We start from the raw sequence: 18,533 nt of genomic DNA on the forward strand, positions 1-18,533 counted from the left end.
AGTCCGCGATTGCGCGGCCGGGCGCAATCGAGCGTAAGGGGGCGGTCACGAAAGCCCCTGGGACCGGCAAAGCCCCGGCGATTGTTGACGGCGCCAGGCCAGTGAAGCCGCCCGGCGTCCGAAAAAGGCGGGGCGCTTCGTAACGGCGTCCGGCGATCAGCGCGGCGGCCATTTGAGACCGCGTAAGCGCCGGTATGGTCCGATCTCGCGCGGGGTCGCCTTTCCCGCGTTCAGCGGTAGAGCAGAACAAGAGTCAACGAGGGGAAACGATTGAACGTCATCGTCTATGCGATCCCTGTCTTCGTCGTCCTGATGGCGGCGGAGTTCGCGATCGGGGTCGCGACCGGGCGCAACGTCTACCGGCTCAACGACGCGATCGGGTCGCTGACCGCGGGCATCCTCAGCCAGATCAGCGGCGTGTTCATGCTGGCGCTCAGCGTCGGCATCTATGTCCTTGTCTATAAGCATTTTTCTTTAGTCGCAATGCGGGCGGACGACTGGCGGGTGTGGGTCGGCGCGCTGATCGCCTACGATTTCCTGTACTACTGGAACCATCGCATCGACCACGAGGTCGGCCTGTTCTGGGCGGCCCACGTCGTCCACCACCAGAGCGACCATTTCAACCTGTCGACGGCGCTGCGGCAGTCGAGCACGGGCAGCCTGCTCGGCTGGATCTTCTATCTGCCGATGGCGGTGGCGGGCGTGCCGCCGGTGGTGTTCGTCGGCGTCGGCCTGATCGATCTCCTCTACCAGTTCTGGATTCACACCGAGCTCGTGGGCAGGCTCGGCTGGTTCGACCGGCTGTTCGCCTCGCCCTCGAATCACCGGGTGCATCACGGCGTCAACGACCGCTACCTCGACAAGAATTACGGCGGCATCTTCATCCTGTGGGACCGCCTGTTCGGCACCTTCGAGGTGGAAGAGGAAAAGCCGGTGTTCGGCGTGCGCGGCGGCTTGGGCTCGTTCGACGCGATCGGCGCCAACCTCGCCTATTACGCCACCATGGCCGACCTTTGCCGGCGCGCGACCGATCCGCGGGACAAGCTGAAAGTGTGGTTCGCGCCGCCGGGCTGGTTGCCGGCCAACCTCCGGCCGGCGGCGCCTCCGCCGCCGTTCGACCCCCGCGCTTCCGCCCCATACGATCCGCCCGCCGGACCCGCGGCGTCGGGCCTCGCCTTCGCGGCGCTGATCGCGATGGTGTGCGCCACGGCTGCGTTCCTCGCCGGCGGCCCGAGCCTGCCGCTCGCCAACGCCCTCGCGGTGTTCTTCGCGCTCGCGGCGACCCTCTCGGCGATCGGCGCGCTGCTCGACGGGCGCCTGTCCGTCCTCGAGGCGGCGTTCGTTTTCGCCGCCGCGCTGACCTCGGCCGCCTTTTCCCTCGGCTGGCCGACGGTGGAGATGGTGGCCAAGCCGCTCGCGCTCGCCTTGCTGATCGCCTCGTTCGCGCCGCGCCGCGGCGAGCCGTGGGTGAAGCGGCTGGTCCTGGCGGCGCTCGTCGCGTCGTTGGCCGGCGACGTCCTGCTGCTCTGGCCGGCGCTGTTCCTGCCCGGGCTGGTCGCGTTCCTGATCGCGCAGGTCCTCTACGGGCTCGCCTTTTCGCGCGGCGTCGGCTTTCTCCCGTCGCGCGCGGCGCTCGCCGCCGTGGCGGCGTTTGCGATTGTCGTGCTCGCGACGCTGTGGCCGGACATCGAGGCGGGCTTGCGCGCGCCGGTCGCTGCCTATGTCGCGATGCTCGGGCTGATGGTCGCGCAGGGCGCGGGCCGGGCGACGGCGCTCGCCGACCGTGCGTCGGCGCTCGTCGCGGTCGGCGCGGCCGTGTTCATGGCCTCCGATCTGACGCTGGCCCTGACGACCTTCGCCGGCGCGCCCGCTTTCGTCGCCCAGGCGACCTTGCCGACCTACTATCTGGCGCAGGCGCTGATCGCGTTCTTCGTCCTGCCGAGGAGCGGAGTCGATGGCTGAATCGCAACGACGCGGCGTCTGCGTGGTGATCGGGGCGGGTGACGGCCTCGGGGCGGCGGTCGCGCGGGCCTTCGCCCGCGAGGGACTCGCCGCCGTCGTCACCCGCCGACCGCGCCATCTCGACGCGCTGGAAACCCTCGCCGAAACCATCCGCGCCGCGGGCGGCGATGCGCACGCTTTCGGGCTCGACGCGCGCAACGAGGCCGACGTGGTCGCCTTCTTCAGCGAGGTCGAGCGAAGCATCGGGCCGATCGAGGTCGTGGTCTTCAACATCGGCGCCAACGTGCGGTTTCCCGTGGTCGAGACCACGGCGCAGGTCTATTCCAAGGTGTGGGAGATGGGGGCCTTCGCGGGCTTCCTCGCCGGCCGCGAGGCGGCGCGGGCGATGGCGCCTCGGGGCAGGGGGACGGTGCTGTTCACCGGCGCGACCGCGAGCCTCAGGGGCGGCGCCGGCTTTTCGGCCTTCGCCGGCGCCAAGCACGCGCTTCGGGCGCTGGCGCAGAGCCTCGCCCGCGAACTCGGGCCGAAGGGGATTCACGTCGCCCACATCGTCATCGACGGGGCGATCGACGGCGCCTTCATCCGCTCGCTCATGCCCGACGCCGCCGAGAAGCGCGGGCGCGAGGAGATCCTGGTCCCGGACGCGATCGCGAAGAACTATGTCTGGCTGCACCGCCAGGAGCGGAGCGCCTGGACGTTCGAGATGGACCTGCGGCCCTGGACGGAGTCCTTTTGATGCAACCGGTGATCGAATTCATCTTCGACTTCGCCAGCCCCAACGCCTATCTGGCCTATCGGGCGCTGCCGCCGATCCTCGCGCGAACCGGGGCGCGGCTCGACATCAACCCCTGCCTGCTCGGCGGCATCTTCCAGGCGACCGGCAACAGGGCGCCGTTCGCAGCCTTCGCCGAGATCAAGGGCAAGTTGGAATACGAGATTCTGGAGATCCGGCGCTTCGTCGCGCGGCACGGGCTCGACCGCTACGCCCTCAACCCCAACTTCCCGGTCAATTCGCTGATGCTGATGCGCGGCTACATCGCAGCCTGCGATGAGGGCGTCGGCCCGGCCTATCTCGAGATGGGCCTCAGGGGCATGTGGGAGGAGGGTCTCAAGCTCGACGACCGGCACGTGCTGGCCGACGCGATCGACGCCGCGGGGCTCGATTCGGGAAGCCTGATGGCGGCCGTGCGGAGCGATCGCGTAAAGCAGAAGCTGGCCGACACCACCGCGGCGGCCGTGGCGCGCGGGGTGTTCGGCATTCCGACCTTCTTCGTCGGCCCGGAGATGTTTTTCGGCAAGGACCGGCTCGGTCAGGTCGAGGAGGCCGTCGAGGCGGCGAAGGCTTCGGCGTAGGCTGCGTCGCGAAGGCCGTCACCAACTCGGCGAGACGGTTGTCGCCGCGTTCCTCGCGATCACGTCGCGGATCGTTTCGACGCTCGCGGGTTTGTTGATATGGAGGTCGAAACCGGCGGCCCTGGCCGCCTCGGCCGTCTCCTCGCCCTCGCGCCGGGCGAGGCCCGACAGGGCGACGAGAGTGGGCCTGTGTGCGAGCGGCAGCGCGCGGATGCGGCGCGCCGTCTCATAGCCGTCGATGCCGGGCATGCGGATGTCGATGAAGGCGATGTCGGGGCCGAAGTCGGCCGCCGCCGCGACGCCGGCCTTTCCGCTATAAGCGACCCGGACTGGGACTCGGAAGCTCCTCAGCAACGTCGCGAAGCTGTCGGCGACGTCCCGATTGTCGTCGATGACCAGGACCTTGACGCCCATGTCCGCGCCGTCGTGATTCCCCTCGTCCCCCGGGACGCTCGACTCGGGCGTTTGGCTCTGGAGTGGAAGACGGACGGTGAAGACGCTTCCCTGGTGCAGCCCGGGGCTGTTCGCCTCGATGGTCCCGCCGTGTAACTCCACCAGTCGCTTCGACAGCATGAGGCCGATGCCGAGGCCGCTCATCGGAGCGGGATCGGCCTGCATGAACAGGTCGAACACCCGCGGCAGAATCTCCGGGGCGATGCCGACGCCGTTGTCGGCGACCGTCACCAGCGCATGCTCGTCCTCGCGCTCGACGCGGATCCGGATCGAGCCGTCGTCGTCCGTATACTTGATTGCATTGTGGATCAGGTTGGTGACGACCTGCGAGAGACGGGTGGGATCGCCGGTCACCGTCAGCGGCTCGGCGGGGAGCGTCACGTCGACGCGCAGGCGCTTGTCGTCGCGTTGCGGCCGGGTCGTCTCCAACGCCTCGCGCACCGCGAAACCGATGTCCACGGGCTCGCGGCGCAGTTCGATCTTGTCCCGGTTGATGCGCGAAACGTCGAGGAGGTCGTCGACGAGGCGGCCGAGATGGGCCGCCTGGCGCGCCATGAGGTCGATGATCCGTCCCGCCGTGTCCGGGTCGGCGGGCCCGTTCCCCAATCTCAGCGTCGAGACGCCGTTCTGAATCGACGCCAGGGGGTTGCGCAGTTCGTGGCCGAGGACGGCGAGGAACTGGTCCTTGCGACGGTCCGCCTCCTGCAGGGATTCCTCCGCCCGCTTGTGCTCGGTGATGTCGGTGGCCGTGCACAGGAGCCCGACGATCTCCCCGCTGGCGTTCCGGCGCGGCTGAACGATCAGATCGTACCAGCGCGCCACGCCCCTGAACGGAATTTGCAAGTCCTGCCGCGCCGGAACGCCGGTTTCGAGCACGCGCTGCTTGATCGCTATGACGGGACGAGCGTCCTCGGGGCTTTCGATGACCTCGGAGACGGTCTTGCCGACGACGTCCTCGGGCCTGAAGTCGGGGGCGGGATTCTGGATCCAGATGAAGCGCAGCTCCCGGTCGTGTTCGAAGGCCACGACCGGCGACGCGCGCAGGGCGGCCGCCATGCGTTCGTGCGCAAGGGACAGCCGCTCCTCGCTTTCGCGAATGGCGTCCTTGGCCTTCTCGCGCGCGGTGACGTCGATCGCGGTCCCGACCATTCGGACAGGGCGCCGGGGTTGTTCGGAAAAGCGGACGCGCGCGGAAATCTGGAGCCAGCGGATCGTCCCGTCCGGCCACGGAACGCGCACGTCCTCGCACAGGCGGCCGTCGCCGGCCGGGTCGCGCGCGCGGGCAAGCGCGTCCGCGAACCGCTGGCGATCCTCAGGGTGAAGGTCCCGCTCGATCGCCGAGTTCAGGGACAGGGAGCCGTCCGGCGGGCGGCCGAACAGTTCGAGCATGCGCGCGTCGCGCTCGCAGCGTTCCTGTTCGAGGTCCCAGACGAACGTGCCCATCTCGGCCGCCGCGAGTGCGAGCCGGAGCTTCTCTTCCTTGTCGCTCAGAGCGCGCCGCGCCGCGCGGCTGTGGTGGATGTCGAGGATCGCGCCGGCGAAACCGACGAATCCCAGGGCGTCGAAGCGCGGCGCGCCCGCGCCGAGCATCCATCGGTAGGAGCCGTTCCGCAATCGCACCCGCGCCGCGTGGCGAAAGGCGGTCCGCTGCGCGAGGCACGCCCTCAATTCATCGGCCGCGGCGGGCGCGTCCTCCGGGTGTATGGCGTCCAGCCAGCCGCATGGCGAAGCCTCCGACGGCGTCTGACCGGTCAGGTCCGACCATGTCTCGTCAAAGCTGGCGGCGCCGGCGCCGTCCGTCGTCCACCTGACGACCCACAATTCATCTTTCGCGGTGTCGACCATGTGTCACTCGTCAAAACAGTCGAGGCGCAATCGCATCAGCGTGGGCGGACAGAGTCGCCCAAGACAATCGAAACATTGGCAAAGTTGTTGAACGAACGATACGCCCACACGCAATCGACAGCAAAAACCAATGGATGTTACGCTTGAATCGGTGTTTACAAAATAGGAATTCATGAATGCGCCTGAAAATATCCGATCGTCGGGCGCGCCGGCCTTGTATTATCCGCCGGTTCGGCGATCCGGTCGGGGACCACGGCGTTCGCCCGCACTCATTGCAGTTCGGGCAACGCGAACACCGCGCACGGCGCCGGGATTCCGCGCAACGCGTAGGTTCCGAGCGCCGACAGCGGCGCGTCGGTTTCCGCCGCGAGCGCGCCCGACGCCAGCGCCGTCCTGTGAAGCGGTCGGCACAGGCCTTCGAGGCGGCTGACCAGATTGACTGCGGGGCCGATCGCGGTGAAGTCGAGACGGTCGGCGGCGCCGATATTGCCCCAGACCATCTCGCCCAGATGCAGCGCCGCGCCGAACGGCAGCGCCGGCAGCCCTTGGGCGCGCCTTTCGGTGTCCAGATGCGCCATGCCGAGCCGGGCGGCCGAGACGGCGCTGATCGCCGCGTCGCAGGCCACCCGCGGTTCCCGGACGACCGGGAAGATCGCCAGGACGCCGTCGCCGATGAATTTCAGCACCTCGCCGCCGTAGGCGTGGACGGCGCCGGCGATGCGCTCGAACCATTGATTGAGCGCGGCGATCACCGCGACCGCGGGCTGGCTTTCGGAGAGCGCGGTGAAGGCGCGCAGATCGGCGTAGAGGAGCGCCGCCGCGATGGTCTCGCCTTCGTCGCGCCGGAGCGGCGCGGCGAGCACCCGGGCCGCGCTCCGCCGGCCGATGTAGGCTTCCAGCGCCGCCGTCAGGGTCGCCCGGGCCGCGAGCGCCGAGAGCGGCGCGGCGCTGAAACGCGCCACGAGATCGAGTTCGTCTTCCTCTTCCGGCGTAAACGGCCGCGGTCCGACCCACGCCAGCGTCGGCCCATCCGGTCGCCGGCCGACCGGGGTTTCGCGCGCCGGGCCTGCCGCCACGCCAGCGAGCCAGCGCCGAGCCGCCCAGCCCCGCGGGCTCGCGGGCGCTATGCCTTCCGAGGCGAAGCCAACACGCTCGATGACGTCGCCGCTCACGGAGCGCCACAGAAAGGCGCGGCGGGCGACGAGCGGATGGGGGACGTCGAGGACGAGGGCGCCGCCGGCGAGCGGCAGGCGGTCGGCGACGAGGCGGGCCGCGAGGGCGGCCAGGAACTGGCCGGCGTCGGCCGCGTCCGCCGCGTCGTCCACGAGCCAAGCGAGGGTCGAGGTCATGCGCATGCCGCGATTGTCGGCTTGGCTGGGCGCTCTTGTCACGGGGTTAATCGGAGGCGCCCATGTCGGACCCCCTCGTCGTCCGGCGCGAGACCTACATTGCGGCGCCGCGCGCCACGGTCTTCGCCTTCCTGACCGATCCGGAAAGGATCATCAGCTGGATGGGCGCCGAGGCGGCGACGGAGCCGCATCCCGACGGGCTCTATCTGGTCAGGGGGGTTGGCGGCGATCACGCGCGCGCGGCGCGCGGCGCGTTCCGCGAGGTCGTGCCGGTCCATCGCCTCGCCTACAGTTTCGGCTGGGACGCGAACGACGCGGTTCCGCCGGGATCGAGCCTCGTCGAGATCGACCTCGTGGAGAGCAACGGCGGCACGCTGCTGCGCCTCACCCACAGCGGGCTGCCCGACGCGCTCCAGTGCGCCAGCCACAGCGCCGGATGGGCGCATTACCTCGACCGGCTCGGCGCCGCGGCGTCCGGCGACGATCCGGGCGAGGATCGCGGCCCGGCCGGAATTCACGCGGCCCGATAAGGCCGACCATCCTGCCGATGGTCTGGATTCGCAGCGGGACGCGGCCCGCCGCGCCCGTGTGGCGCGGCGCCGCGATGGCGATCCTCGGCATGGCCCTGATCGGCGAACCGTGACCGCGACCCGGTCGGGCGCGTCATCGACAATGGGCTGTTGGGTTTCGCTCCCTTCTGTCGGCAAAACGCCAACGCCGGTGTCCGCCTCCGGCCGCAGGCTGGCTCAGGGCAATGAAAACACAGGGTTTTCTCCTTTGGCCCGCGGCTTGCTCGGGAAGGGCGACGTCATGGTCGGCGTCGCGCCGCCCCAGAGGAGAGTCATGGCCAACATTACCTTTTCATCCCCGTCGATGGCGCGGGACGTCACCGTCTACGCCGTCGCGGGCGACCGCGGCACCGTGCTGGCGATCGCCAAGGCCAACAAAATTCCGATTCCGTTCGACTGTCAGGACGGCGAATGCGGCTCGTGCCTGATCGAGGTGAAGCACCTCGATCCGCTGGCGCGCCACGCGATCGCGCTGACGGAGAAAGAAAAGGAGATGCTGAAGCAGCTCGGCAAGATCACCAAGAAGGAAATCGTCGACGCCGAAGTCAACGACATGCCGCCGCGGCATCGTCTCGCCTGCCAGTGCTTCGTGCGCCACGAGGACATTCTCGTCAGCTTCGAGGGCGACAAGTCGCTCCCCGCGGTGGCTCCGCATACGACGCCGGCGGCGCGCCGCTACAAGGGCGGCATGGTGATCGCGACCGTCCCCGACTTCCTCGGCTACGTCGCCAAGGTGGAGGCCGACGCCGCCCTGCATTTCGACGACCTCGCCAAGGCGATGACCGCGAGCAAGGCCGACGATCTCGCAACCCTGTTCACCCAGCTCGCCGGTCAGTCGCGCACGCTGGCCGAGGGCGCCAAGGCGCAGGCGGCCGGCGCCGACGCGGACAAGGAGGTCCCCGACGACTACGTCTGGCCGCACTATGCGACGCCGGAGGCCGACGCCCTGTGGGCGGGCGACGCCACGCTGTCGCGGCTCGACGCGCTCAAGGCGTCGCTGATGGGCGAGCGCCGGTGCTACGAGTTCTACGTCGCCGCCGAGGCGACGGCGAAATCGCCCGAGGTCGCCAAGGCCGCGCGCCCGTTCATCAAGGCCGAGGGCGAGCGGGTGAAGGTGCTCGAGGCCTGGATCACCCGTGAGGAATGGGCGGCCAAGCACTGAGCGCCGGCCGCAGGTTTCCCGCTTCCACGCCCCGGCGGCTCGCCGCCGGGGCGTGGATACGTTCGTTGGAGGAGAGATGATGGAATCGGTCGAGGAATTTCTCGCTTATGCGGTCAAGCTCGAAAGCGAAGCCGCCGACCGCTTCGGCCAGCTCGCCGACGCGATGCTGGCGAGCGGCAACGCCGCCGTCGCCAAGCTGTTCCGGCGTTTGTCAGACTACTCGCGGATGCACCAGGCCGAGGCCCAGGCGCGCTCCGGCTTCCGCGACATCCCGAAGCTCAGCCCGTCCGACTTCGTCTGGCCGGACCTCGAGAGCCCGGAGGCGGCGGCGATCTGGGCGGCCGACCCGATGCTCGGGCGCGGCGAGGCGCTCGAGGTCGCGCTGCAGGCGGAACTGGCGGGCCTGCGCTATTATCAGGCCGTGCTGGATACCACCGACGACCCGGAGATCAAGGTGCTGGCGAAGGAATTCGTCGCAGAGGAATCCGAGCACGTCGCCGCGCTCGAGAAGTGGATCGCGGCGCACAAGGCCGGGCGGCCGCTGCCGATCGACGCCTGAGCGGCCGAACGCCCGGACAAATTGCCCGGCGCGCGCGAATCCGGCTATGATCGCCCGAAAGGCAAAGGGCTTTCCGGGGGTCCCCGATGCGTCGCGCCTGTACGCCAGGGTCGAGGGCTTGCGCGGCCGCGCGCGGCGAGCCTGCGCGCCGAACCCGCCGATGGCGCGCCGCGGCCGTCGCCTTCCTGGTCGCAGCGCCGGCTGGGGCGGCGGAGCGGCTCGGCCCGCTGCCGATCGACGCTGCGCAGGTTACGGTCGCGGGGTTCTCGTCCGGCGCCTTCATGGCGAACCAGATTCACATCGCCCATTCCGCCGGGGTGGCGGGCGCGGCGCTGGTCGCCGGCGGCCTCTACGGCGTCGCCGTCGAGTCCGTGACCGCCGACGGCGTGACGGCGAGCGCAACGCTCGCGACCCTGCGCTGCATGACGCCGCCGGTCATGCTCGGCGACGTCGGCCCCTACAAGGCGACCGTCGAGACGTTCGCGGCCAGGGGCTGGATCGACCAGCCCTCGAACCTCGGGCGGGCGAAGGTCTATCTCTTCAGCGGCGGCTCGGACGCCTTCGTCGGTTCCGCGACGGTCGGCATGGCGCGCGACCTCTATCTCGCCCTCGGCGTGCGGCCGGCCAACGTGACCTTCGTCGACCATTCCGGGCCGGCCGCCGGCGCCGGACACGGCTGGGTGACCAAAACCTTCGGCGGCGCCTGCGCTTCCAACGCGCCCCCGTTCGTCAACGCCTGCGGCTACGACCAGGCCGGGGCGGAATTTTCGGCGCTCTACGGGCCGCGCCTGAAACCCGCCGCGGCGGCGGCGACCGGCCGCATTGTCCCGTTCGACCAGAGCGAATTCGTCTCCGGCCGGGACGCGCTCGCCAACGGCCTGTCGGAGACCGGCTATCTCTACGTGCCGAAGGCGTGCGAGGCGGGCGCGCCCGAACGATGCCGCCTCCAGGTCGTGCTGCACGGCTGCACGCAATCGGCGGAAACGGTCGGCGACACGGTCTACGGAAAGATCGGGCTCGACCCGTGGGCGGACGCGAATCGGATCGTGCTGCTCTACCCGCAGGCGCACGCGACCAACCTGTCCGAGGCGCCCGCGGCCCTCGTGCGCTTCGGCCCGTCGGCCCTGAACCCGATGGGGTGCTGGAACTGGTGGGGCTACGCGGGCGACACGCAGTATCTGACGAGGAAGGGCGTGCAGGTCGAGGCGATCTGGAGGATGATCGAGCGGCTCGAGGGGAGGTGAGGCGCGACGCCCGGCCGCGGCCTCCCCCGGCTGTGCTTCTGGACGTGTCGCCACCCGTACCGCCGAACCCCTTCCAAGCCCCGTCTTTGAGTTGAAATATGACAATGTCCTGTATTGTATGCGCGAGGATTTCAAATGGGCATTGAGGACGTAACGCGCGACGGGGGTTGTCGCAGCAATGGCTGAGCAAGAACGTCTCGGCGAGGACGAGTTCTTGCACCGCCACGAATTCCGCCAAGCTAGAACCCACTTTGTGCTCTTCGATGGCAAAGCCTACTCATCCATGGCGGTCCTTGGTGTTGGGCAAAAGTACTCTGGAGAGGCATGGCAGCCGCTCGGGCGGAATGACTTCCACGGCGGAAAGCCAACGATCAAGCGTTGCGCTTCACGGAATTCACAGTCCGACCCACATCAAGCCGATGCCTACGTTTAGGGCGAACGGCAAAGCAGGGGAACTCTATCATCTCAAACTTGCTAATCCGCGACCGATCGCAGCGTCTCGCCATTCCATCCGTACGGGAACCACCTGACACGTTCCCTTACAGCTGAGGGCGGCTCGACCGTGTGCCATCGCGCATCAAATCGTGCTGCATATTCGACGTCAAATAAATTTATCCAAGAAACATATCTGGCTCTCGGAGGTGTGAAGTTATAGTCGATCACAACAAACGCGTTTATAGCTGGACCTTCCGGCGTTTCATCTGATTGTGTGACAACAATTGACATATAGCTGGCTTCGCTTCTTTCATGACCTCTTTCCCCAAGCATATTACCGCAGAGCACCGTATCCAATCGTGCCTCCATCTTCAAAATAGCCCGAGTTTTACGGTCGGAAATAGTTCAAAGAACGTATAGTACTCCGATACGTCGTCCGACAAAAATATCGTGACATCATACGGTGCGATTGGTGTTTCTTTAGGCTCAATCCATGTGGCCTGAAAATGCTGATCCACCCGAAGCCCATTGCCAATGACTGCCTTTAGTTCGTCTGCAGTATATTTTCGTAATCGACGCTCATCAAGATCGCTGGTAGAGAACCCTATGAATCTTACATTTGGCGAAATTGTACGGCCGGTTGCTTGATACAATTCGGTCGCTTTTTTCGCGACCTCGTCATCGTGTACCCAATGCACATCTTGCCCGGCTATCTTAAGGCAAATGCCCTCTCCGTTATTACCTTTTGCCACGAACACCGGATTGCAATCTACCCGTTGAGAAACATCGATCGCCATTGCCACTTGGAGAGCAGTTCCGCTGTCCGGAATGAAATGCAGAGGCTGAGCGGGAAGTTCAAAACCATACCTGATATGCATATGATATAGATGATCATGAAGATGTTCGGCAATATGTTTGTGTGGCGGATGAGATGCTATCAAGGTGTCTGGGCCTAGGTGGAAAATTCCGTCATAAATTGGCAACCGTGGCCTGATTACTAGGGATTGATCAAAGGTTCGTGAGAAAGGCGGGTCTGAAAGGCCGTTGGCCATTGTCATTCCTCCCACTGAAAAATTGGCACAAAGTAAAATAGGTTATTGCAGTGTGTTTCAGGAGCGCTGTAAAGTTTTCCGCGCCGCGCTGGGGTCAGACGGTCAAGCGTTGGACTAGAAAGAGTCTGCCGGCGATAGGGGGAGCCGAGGAGGTACTGTGGCGGTATCTTCCGCGGAGAGCGGTCTTGGTGTCAAGCGACATGCGGAACTGCCTCGGAACCGCCCCCTTCTGCCTGGGGATGCGCCGCTCCTCGAAACGCGACGGAACGCCTAACCCTTCTCCAAACATGGCCAACCCTCCTAAAACGACAGGGGGCAGTTACTCCTGTCGCCAAGGGGGCAGTCTTCCGTGTCGCCCGACAGCGCCAAGGCGGGACCGGGCGAAAAGCCTCCCCACCGCGCCGCCCGCAAGGCACTGAAAAGTCTTATTCCGCAGGAGGAAATCTAAGAAAGACCCAATGCCTCCGGGCCATGTTTCGGCCGCCCTGGCCCACGGGCGCGGCGCGGCGGCGGAAGGCGGAGGCGACTCCAAGTTCGCGCGATCCCACCGCCCCGGGCCGCACGCGCCCTCCCCGGCGGGGCCTGGGGAAGGGGAGAAGCCTTGCGGACCCACGCCGCCGCCGACCGTCGGGGTGAGCGCGTGCTGAGGCTGGAAACCGGCGGCGCGACTCCGTATGAACGTCGTCGCCGACACGGGCGCTTTTCCAGCACGCCCGGGCAGGGGGCGAAGACATGGAAGAGATCACCCGGCTCGTCGCCGAACCATCCGCCTGGGCGGCGCTCGCGACCCTGATCGCCATGGAGGTGGTGCTCGGGGTCGACAATCTCGTCTTCATCGCCATTCTCGCCAATCGCGTCGACAAGAGCCGCCGCGCGCTCGCCCGCACCCTCGGCCTTGCGCTGGCGCTGGTGTTCCGGCTCGTCCTGCTCGCCTTCGCCGCCGAAATCGTCCACCTCAAGCAGCCGCTCGCGACGGTCTGGGGCCACGCCTTCTCGGGGCGGGACTTTCTGCTGCTCGCCGGCGGCCTGTTCCTGGTGTGGAAGGCGACCGGGGAGATTCACGAGCGCGTCGATCCCGACGGCGAACAGGAGGGCGCGCAGACCGGCCCGCGCCTCGGCGTGCTGGCGGCGCTCGTCCAGATCATTCTGATCGACATCGTGTTCTCGGTCGACAGCATCATCACCGCGGTCGGCATGACCGACCATTTCCCGATCATGGTGGTCGCCGTGACCGTCGCCGTTGTCCTGATGATGATCGCCTCGGCGCCGCTCGGCGAATTCGTCCACCGCAACCCGACGGTGCTGATGCTGGCCCTGAGCTTCCTCTTGATGATCGGCATGACTTTGATCGCCGACGGCTTCGGCTTCCATATCGAGAGGGGCTATATTTACGCGGCGATGTTCTTCTCCTCGCTGGTCGAGACGCTCAACACCCTCGCCCGGCGCAAGCAGCGGAAGGTCTGATGACGCCCGGTTCGCTTCTTCTCTTCGCCGCGGTCTATTTCGCCGCCGTGGCCACGCCCGGCCCCGGCCTCGCGGCGCTGGTGGCGCGGGTGCTCGCCTACGGCCTGGTCGGCGTCGCCCCGTTCATCCTCGGCTACGTGGTCGGCGACATGATCTGGCTGCTCGTCGCCGGGACCGGCCTCGCCGCGCTCGCCAACGCCTTCGCCGGCGCCTTCACTGCGGTCAAATACGCCGGCGCCGCCTATCTGCTTTATCTCGCCTGGCGCACGGCGACCGCGCCGGCCGCGCGGGGCGAAGCGCCGCCGCCCGCCTCGCGTGGGGCTCGCGCATTCCTGGGCTCGCTCTCCCTGACGCTCGGCAACCCGAAGGTGATGGTGTTCTTCCTGTCGATCATGCCGCTCGTGGTCGACGTGAAAAGCCTGACGGCGGCGGGCATCGCGGTTCTGCTCGCCATCTCGATTCCGGTGATCGCGGGAACGCTCGCGGCCTATGCGCTGGCCGCCAACCGGGCGCGCGCGCTGTTCCGGTCGGCCAAAGCCATGCGCATCGCCCACCGCACAGCCGCGGGCGTGATGGCCGGGGTCGCGGTCGCGGTGGCGACGCGATGAGCGTGTCCGACCTGCTCGCGATCGGCGAACCGCTGGTCGAACTCAATCAGGCGAACGACGCCGCGCCGTTCGTGCAGGGGTTCGGCGGCGACACCTCGAACGCGATGATCGCGGCGGCCCGCCTCGGGGCGGACGCCGCCTATTTCACCGCCATCGGCGCCGACCGGTTCGGTCACGCGCTGACCGAACTGTGGCTCCGGGAAGGGGTGGACGCGAGCCGGGTCGTCATCAACGGCGGGGCGCACACCGGGCTCTATTTCGTCACCCACGGGACCGACGGCCACCAGTTCTCCTACCTGCGGGCGGGCTCGGCGGCGAGCCGGATCGGCGAGAGCGACCTGCCGGTCGATCGGATCAAGGCCACGCAGATCCTTCACGTCTCCGGCGTCAGCCAGGCGATCTCGTCCTCGGCCGCCGATGCGGTGTTCGCCGCCATCGACATCGCCCACGAGGCCGGGCGGCTCGTCTCCTACGATCCCAATCTGCGGCTGAAGCTCTGGCCGCTGCGGCGGGCCCGCGCGGTGATCCACGAGGCGATGCGGTCGTGCGACATCGCCCTTCCCGGCCTCGACGACGCGCGCGAGCTCGCGGGGCTGACGGACCCGGACGCAATCGCCGACTTCTACCTCCGCCTCGGCGCGCGCCTCGTCGTGGTGAAACTCGGCAAGGCGGGCGCGCTGGCGGCGACCGCTTCGCGGCGCGAGCGGATCGCGCCGCGCGCGGTCGCGGCCGTCGACGCGACCGGCGCCGGCGACTGTTTCGACGGCGCTTTCCTCGGCGAATTCGTGCGCACCGCCGATCCCTTCGCCGCCGCCCGCTTCGCCAATGTCGCGGCGGCGCTGTCGACCTTGGGCTACGGCGCCGTCGCGCCGCTGCCGCGGAGGGCGGAGGTCGAGGCGGCGCTGGCGGGCGGGTGAAGCTTCATGGGAGGGCGCGCGTCTCGCGCACCCCTTGTCCGTCGAAAGACGGGCGCCTCTCGCCCCTTCTCCCCGCCTGCGGGGAGAAGGCCGGGATGAGGGGCTTGGGGGACGAGCCGCCGCGGCCAATCCCCGCGCCCCTCACCCTAACCCTCTCCCCGCAAGCGGGGAGAGGGAATAGACGGCCGCTCTCCGCGCTCGTCCGCCCCTACCTCACCATCAGCCCGATCGCGACCGCGTTGGCGATGTCGATGAAGAAGGCCGAGACCAGCGGCAGGATGATGAAGGCGCGGGCGCAGGCGCCGTGCAGCTTGGTGACCGCGGTCATGTTGGCGATCGCGGTCGGCGTCGCGCCCAGCGTGATGCCGGTGAAGCCGGCGGAGATCACCGCCGCCTCATAGGTTCGCCCCATCAGCGGGAAGACCGCGAACAGGATGTAGGCGACCGCCGCGGCGGTCTGGACCGCGAGCACCGCGACCAGCGCGAGGCCGAGCCCGCCGAGCGTCCAGAGCTGCATGCTCATCAGCGACATGGCGAGGAACACGTTGAGCGACAGGTCGGACACGAGCGCCAGCGCGCGCGACCGGGTCGGCCATTGCATGGCGGGGAGCAATCTCGGGACGATGTTGGTGACGACGATGCCGACCAGCAGGCAGATGACGAACAGCGGCAGCTTGATCGGGCCGCGATCGACGAGTTCCTGCAACGCGAAGCCGATCAGGATCACCAGGTTGAGAATCAGCAAGGTGCGCAAAAAGGTGATGTGGTTGAGGTCGTCGGCGTATTTGTCGGCCGGATCGTCCGGCACGCCGACCACCGGATCCGGCGCCTTCGGCCCTGCGAGGGCGTAGCGTCGGATCAGATATCCGGCGATCGGGCCGCCGACGAGGCTCGCGACCACGAGCCCGAGCGTCGCGGTGGCGACGCCGACCTCGAGCGCGTTGCTCAGGCCGAACCGCTCGGCGATGATCGGCGCCCAGGCGATCGTCGTGCCGTGGCCGCCGATCAGGGCGGCGGAGCCGAGCAGCGGGGTCATGCCGGCGGGAAGGCCGAGCGCGAAAACCCCGCCCGCCGCGATGACGTTCTGGAGCACGAGATAGACCAGCGTCAGCCCGAGCAGGATCAGGAACGGTTTTCCGCCCGAGATCAGGTCGTCGAGCCGGGCGTTGAGGCCGATGCCGGTGAAGAAATAGAGCAGCAGCATGTCGCGCGCTTCGAGCGAGAAATTCACCTCGATCCCGAAGACGAGATAGGCGGCCAGCGTCGCCGCCGCCGCCAGCATGCCGCCGGTCACCGCCTCCGGGATGTTCCAGGTCTTCAGCGGCTTGATCGCGCTGTTGACGCCCGCGCCGACGAAGAACACGACGATGGCGATGGTGAAGCTCAGAAGCCCGGGGACCTGAATCGACGTCATGTTCGGTTTCGTCTCCGGACCCCGGGCGCCCGCGTCGACTCCGCGGCCGGCGCTTCAATCACGCTTCGGCGCTGGAGGCAAACAGGCTCAGGCCCAGTCCCTCGGACAGAAAGCGGGCCGCGAGCTGCCCCTTGACGCTGTTGCCGGCGGCGTCGAGGCGCGGCGCGAAGGCGCCGAGCGCCCCCTTGCCGGGCGAGACGGCGACGATCCCGCCGGCGATGCCGCTCTTGCCCGGCAGGCCGACGTCATAGAGCCAGTCGCCGGAGGTTTCGTACAGGCCCGCCGTCGCCATGACCGCGAGCGCGCGCTTGCCGCTCTCCGGCTCGACCACCCGCGTCCGGGTCAGCGGATTGACCCCTCCGTCGGCCAGCGTCGCGCCCATGACGGCGAGGTCCTTCGCCGTCACGGTCAGCGCGCATTGCCGGGTGTAGAGCTCGAGCGCCTCCGCCGGATCGCCGGCGATCCGGCCGTAGCTGTGCAGAAGCTGGGCGATCGCCCGGTTGCGCGCGTTGCTTTCGAGCGCGCAGGCGAGCACCTCCTCGTCGAGCGCCAGCGCGTGGCCGGCGAAGCGCGACAGCCCGTCCCGCAGGAAGGCCCAGCGTTCGTCGAGGCGAGCGCCCGGGACGAGGCTGGTCGTGGCGACGGCGCCGGGATTGACCATCGGATTGGTGCGGCCGTGCGCGTCGCGCTCGATCGCCGCGAGCGCGTTGAACGGCAGGCCGGTGGCGTTGACGCCGATGGCTTCGCGCGCAGCGTCTGCGCCGAGGCGGTCGCAGACGAGCGCGAACACGAACGGTTTTGATACGCTCATGATTGTAAAGGGCGTGTCCCAGTCGCCGGCGGTGTGAACGGCCCCGTTCGTTCCGGCGACGCACAGGCCAAAGCCGTCGGCGGGCGCGCGGGCCAGCGTCGGATAGACGCTCGAGACGGCGCCGTCGGTATCGCCCCGGAAGCGTGCGAAGGCCTCGTCGACCAGGGCCGCGACCGTTTCGGGGGCCGGCAGGCGCCCGGTCGAGACGAAGCCCGGCGTCGCGCGGGCGTCGCCGGCGCTCACGATTTCGCTCCCGTGACCGTCACGTCGACCCACAGGCCCTCGGAATCGTCGGCGCCGCCGACATAACCGCCGGCGACCGGGATCGCCTGCGCCGCGGTGCGCGTCATGCCGACGCGGATCAGGTTCGCGCCGGCGATCAGGCCGTTGGTCGGGTCGTATTCGACCCAGCCCGCGCCCGGCAGGTAGACGCCGCACCAGGCGTGGGTGCTGCCGCCGCCGCGCGTCTCGCCGCTGAGGTCGTCGTAGAGGTAGCCGGTGACGAAGCGCGTCGCGACTCCGAAGCTCCGCAACGCCTCCATCATCAGCACCGCGAGGTCGCGGCAGGTGCCCGTGCCGAGCGCCAGCGTCTCGGCCGCCGTCTGCGTGCCTTCCTCGTGCCGCGCGCCGTAGCGGAACTCGGCCTTGATCGCGTGGGTCATCGCCTCGAGGACGTGGAGGGTGCGGGCGTTGCGCACGTCGGCGACGAAGCGGCGCGCCCAGGCGTGAACCGTCCGGTTGCGATCGGGCAATTGCCGCTCGGCGAGCCGGGCGACGTCGGGAAGGTCCTCGAGGTCGTAGGAAAAGGGGAAGAACTCGGCGCTCGGGTCGAGGCTGTAGACCGGCGCCGGCGGCCCGTCCGGGTGATGGGTCAGGTCGAGGGTCGAAACGATGGTCAGGCGGTCGGCGCGCAGCGTCTCCGGCCATTCGAGGAAGCACACCGAATTGTCGTAGGCGTCGTGGGTCCAGTGGATCAGCGACGGCTTCGGATCGACCGCGAGAACGGCCTCGTGGAGTCTCAGGTCGTGGCTGTCGTCCGGGCGCAGCATCAGCCGGTGGCGGCCGAGGCCGACCGGATTGCGGTAGCGGTATTCCGTCGTGTGGACGATTTTGATTCTGGCCATGGCCGCCACTATAGCAAGGCCGCGCGCCGACGTGTCGAGCGGCGCCGGCGCGCAGAGCCTTCCCCAGCCTTGCTGGGGAAGGTGGCCGAAGGCCGGATGGGGCGTGGGCCGCCGACGCGACCTCGGGTCGGATTGCACGACCGTCACCGCGAACCTCGCTCGGGCCATACCTGCTTTCCGCACCCCATCCGGCGCTTCGCGCCACCTTCCCC

The 18,533-nt window shown here is 68.3% G+C and carries 16 protein-coding genes and 1 pseudogene; 11 read left to right on the forward strand and 6 right to left on the reverse strand.

Going from position 1 to position 18,533, the window contains the following annotated elements; genetic code table 11:
- Positions 1–270: 270 nt before the first annotated feature.
- Genes DFR50_RS23375 through DFR50_RS23385 form a run of 3 tightly spaced genes read left to right on the forward strand, consistent with a single transcriptional unit; the run spans position 271 to position 3,315 of the window.
- Positions 271–1,962, forward strand: a complete 1,692-nt coding sequence (locus DFR50_RS23375; RefSeq protein ID WP_210209015.1) for a lysoplasmalogenase family protein — start codon at positions 271–273, stop codon at positions 1,960–1,962.
- Entirely contained in the window at positions 1,955–2,698 is a 744-nt protein-coding gene (locus tag DFR50_RS23380; RefSeq protein ID WP_113891680.1) for an SDR family NAD(P)-dependent oxidoreductase, read from the forward strand. Before DFR50_RS23375 ends, DFR50_RS23380 begins: the two co-directional genes overlap by 8 nt.
- Positions 2,698–3,315: a 2-hydroxychromene-2-carboxylate isomerase gene (locus DFR50_RS23385; protein ID WP_113891681.1), complete on the forward strand. Its 618-nt coding sequence runs from the start codon at positions 2,698–2,700 to the stop codon at positions 3,313–3,315. The genes DFR50_RS23380 and DFR50_RS23385 overlap by 1 nt, the downstream gene beginning before the upstream one ends.
- 18 nt (positions 3,316–3,333) lie before the next feature.
- On the opposite strand, the gene DFR50_RS23390 is transcribed toward DFR50_RS23385, so the two are convergent.
- Both DFR50_RS23390 and DFR50_RS23395 read right to left on the reverse strand, forming a co-directional pair.
- Positions 3,334–5,613, reverse strand: coding sequence for a hybrid sensor histidine kinase/response regulator (locus DFR50_RS23390; RefSeq protein WP_113891682.1), 2,280 nt, complete (start codon positions 5,611–5,613; stop codon positions 3,334–3,336).
- Between the two features lie 269 nt (positions 5,614–5,882).
- On the reverse strand, positions 5,883–6,968 hold the full coding sequence (locus tag DFR50_RS23395; protein ID WP_113891683.1) for an adenylate/guanylate cyclase domain-containing protein: 1,086 nt from the start codon (positions 6,966–6,968) through the stop codon (positions 5,883–5,885).
- Positions 6,969–7,024: 56 nt separating this feature from the next.
- On the opposite strand from DFR50_RS23395, the gene DFR50_RS23400 reads away from it, so the two are divergent.
- The 5 genes and pseudogenes from DFR50_RS23400 to DFR50_RS33705 form a co-directional block, all read left to right on the forward strand.
- Entirely contained in the window at positions 7,025–7,492 is a 468-nt protein-coding gene (locus tag DFR50_RS23400; RefSeq protein ID WP_113891684.1) for an SRPBCC family protein, read from the forward strand.
- Positions 7,493–7,805: 313 nt separating this feature from the next.
- The gene (locus DFR50_RS23405; RefSeq protein WP_113891727.1) at positions 7,806–8,693 is read left to right on the forward strand and encodes a 2Fe-2S iron-sulfur cluster-binding protein; all 888 of its coding nucleotides are present in this window, start codon (positions 7,806–7,808) and stop codon (positions 8,691–8,693) included.
- A gap of 79 nt (positions 8,694–8,772) precedes the next feature.
- A complete protein-coding gene (locus DFR50_RS23410) occupies positions 8,773–9,252 on the forward strand; it encodes a ferritin-like domain-containing protein (RefSeq protein WP_113891728.1) in 480 nt (159 codons plus the stop codon).
- Positions 9,253–9,338: 86 nt separating this feature from the next.
- Positions 9,339–10,496 carry an extracellular catalytic domain type 2 short-chain-length polyhydroxyalkanoate depolymerase gene (locus tag DFR50_RS23415; protein WP_170153360.1) on the forward strand — a complete coding sequence of 386 codons (1,158 nt, stop codon included), beginning with the start codon at positions 9,339–9,341 and terminating at the stop codon, positions 10,494–10,496.
- Between the two features lie 175 nt (positions 10,497–10,671).
- A pseudogene (locus tag DFR50_RS33705) lies at positions 10,672–10,929 on the forward strand (ScoMcrA-related endonuclease); the annotation flags it as partial.
- A gap of 373 nt (positions 10,930–11,302) precedes the next feature.
- Here DFR50_RS33705 and DFR50_RS31625 read toward each other — a convergent pair.
- Positions 11,303–11,983 carry a hypothetical protein gene (locus tag DFR50_RS31625; protein ID WP_147262877.1) on the reverse strand — a complete coding sequence of 227 codons (681 nt, stop codon included), beginning with the start codon at positions 11,981–11,983 and terminating at the stop codon, positions 11,303–11,305.
- A 732-nt stretch (positions 11,984–12,715) separates the two neighbouring features.
- Between DFR50_RS31625 and DFR50_RS23420 the strand changes: the two genes are divergently transcribed.
- Genes DFR50_RS23420 through DFR50_RS23430 form a run of 3 tightly spaced genes read left to right on the forward strand, consistent with a single transcriptional unit; the run spans position 12,716 to position 14,972 of the window.
- On the forward strand, positions 12,716–13,447 hold the full coding sequence (locus tag DFR50_RS23420) for a TerC family protein (protein WP_113891686.1): 732 nt from the start codon (positions 12,716–12,718) through the stop codon (positions 13,445–13,447).
- A complete protein-coding gene (locus DFR50_RS23425) occupies positions 13,447–14,055 on the forward strand; it encodes a LysE family translocator (protein WP_113891687.1) in 609 nt (202 codons plus the stop codon). The genes DFR50_RS23420 and DFR50_RS23425 overlap by 1 nt, the downstream gene beginning before the upstream one ends.
- Positions 14,052–14,972 carry a sugar kinase gene (locus tag DFR50_RS23430; RefSeq protein ID WP_113891688.1) on the forward strand — a complete coding sequence of 307 codons (921 nt, stop codon included), beginning with the start codon at positions 14,052–14,054 and terminating at the stop codon, positions 14,970–14,972. Before DFR50_RS23425 ends, DFR50_RS23430 begins: the two co-directional genes overlap by 4 nt.
- A 208-nt stretch (positions 14,973–15,180) precedes the next feature.
- On the opposite strand, the gene gltS is transcribed toward DFR50_RS23430, so the two are convergent.
- Genes gltS through DFR50_RS23445 form a run of 3 tightly spaced genes read right to left on the reverse strand, consistent with a single transcriptional unit; the run spans position 15,181 to position 18,321 of the window.
- A complete protein-coding gene (gene gltS / locus DFR50_RS23435) occupies positions 15,181–16,386 on the reverse strand; it encodes a sodium/glutamate symporter (protein WP_113891689.1) in 1,206 nt (401 codons plus the stop codon).
- 58 nt (positions 16,387–16,444) lie between these two features.
- Entirely contained in the window at positions 16,445–17,440 is a 996-nt protein-coding gene (gene glsA / locus DFR50_RS23440; RefSeq protein ID WP_210209016.1) for a glutaminase A, read from the reverse strand.
- On the reverse strand, positions 17,437–18,321 hold the full coding sequence (locus DFR50_RS23445; RefSeq protein WP_113891690.1) for a transglutaminase family protein: 885 nt from the start codon (positions 18,319–18,321) through the stop codon (positions 17,437–17,439). Before DFR50_RS23445 ends, glsA begins: the two co-directional genes overlap by 4 nt.
- Positions 18,322–18,533: the final 212 nt, after the last annotated feature.

Origin of the sequence: Roseiarcus fermentans (assembly GCF_003315135.1) — a bacterium.
Lineage (GTDB): Bacteria > Pseudomonadota > Alphaproteobacteria > Rhizobiales > Beijerinckiaceae > Roseiarcus > Roseiarcus fermentans.

What these genes read in the sequence shown, in the direction of transcription:
- DFR50_RS23405 (WP_113891727.1), top strand. Translation starts at nt 7,806, where the DNA reads ATGGCCAACATTACCTTTTCATCCCCGTCGATGGCGCGGGACGTCACC.
- DFR50_RS31625 (WP_147262877.1), bottom strand. Translation starts at nt 11,983, where the DNA reads ATGGCCAACGGCCTTTCAGACCCGCCTTTCTCACGAACCTTTGATCAA.
- DFR50_RS23420 (WP_113891686.1), top strand. Translation starts at nt 12,716, where the DNA reads ATGGAAGAGATCACCCGGCTCGTCGCCGAACCATCCGCCTGGGCGGCG.
- DFR50_RS23415 (WP_170153360.1), top strand. Translation starts at nt 9,339, where the DNA reads ATGCGTCGCGCCTGTACGCCAGGGTCGAGGGCTTGCGCGGCCGCGCGC.
- gltS (WP_113891689.1), bottom strand. Translation starts at nt 16,386, where the DNA reads ATGACGTCGATTCAGGTCCCCGGGCTTCTGAGCTTCACCATCGCCATC.
- DFR50_RS23410 (WP_113891728.1), top strand. Translation starts at nt 8,773, where the DNA reads ATGGAATCGGTCGAGGAATTTCTCGCTTATGCGGTCAAGCTCGAAAGC.
- DFR50_RS23425 (WP_113891687.1), top strand. Translation starts at nt 13,447, where the DNA reads ATGACGCCCGGTTCGCTTCTTCTCTTCGCCGCGGTCTATTTCGCCGCC.
- DFR50_RS23385 (WP_113891681.1), top strand. Translation starts at nt 2,698, where the DNA reads ATGCAACCGGTGATCGAATTCATCTTCGACTTCGCCAGCCCCAACGCC.
- DFR50_RS23395 (WP_113891683.1), bottom strand. Translation starts at nt 6,968, where the DNA reads ATGCGCATGACCTCGACCCTCGCTTGGCTCGTGGACGACGCGGCGGAC.
- DFR50_RS23400 (WP_113891684.1), top strand. Translation starts at nt 7,025, where the DNA reads ATGTCGGACCCCCTCGTCGTCCGGCGCGAGACCTACATTGCGGCGCCG.
- DFR50_RS23430 (WP_113891688.1), top strand. Translation starts at nt 14,052, where the DNA reads ATGAGCGTGTCCGACCTGCTCGCGATCGGCGAACCGCTGGTCGAACTC.
- DFR50_RS23445 (WP_113891690.1), bottom strand. Translation starts at nt 18,321, where the DNA reads ATGGCCAGAATCAAAATCGTCCACACGACGGAATACCGCTACCGCAAT.
- DFR50_RS23380 (WP_113891680.1), top strand. Translation starts at nt 1,955, where the DNA reads ATGGCTGAATCGCAACGACGCGGCGTCTGCGTGGTGATCGGGGCGGGT.
- DFR50_RS23390 (WP_113891682.1), bottom strand. Translation starts at nt 5,613, where the DNA reads ATGGTCGACACCGCGAAAGATGAATTGTGGGTCGTCAGGTGGACGACG.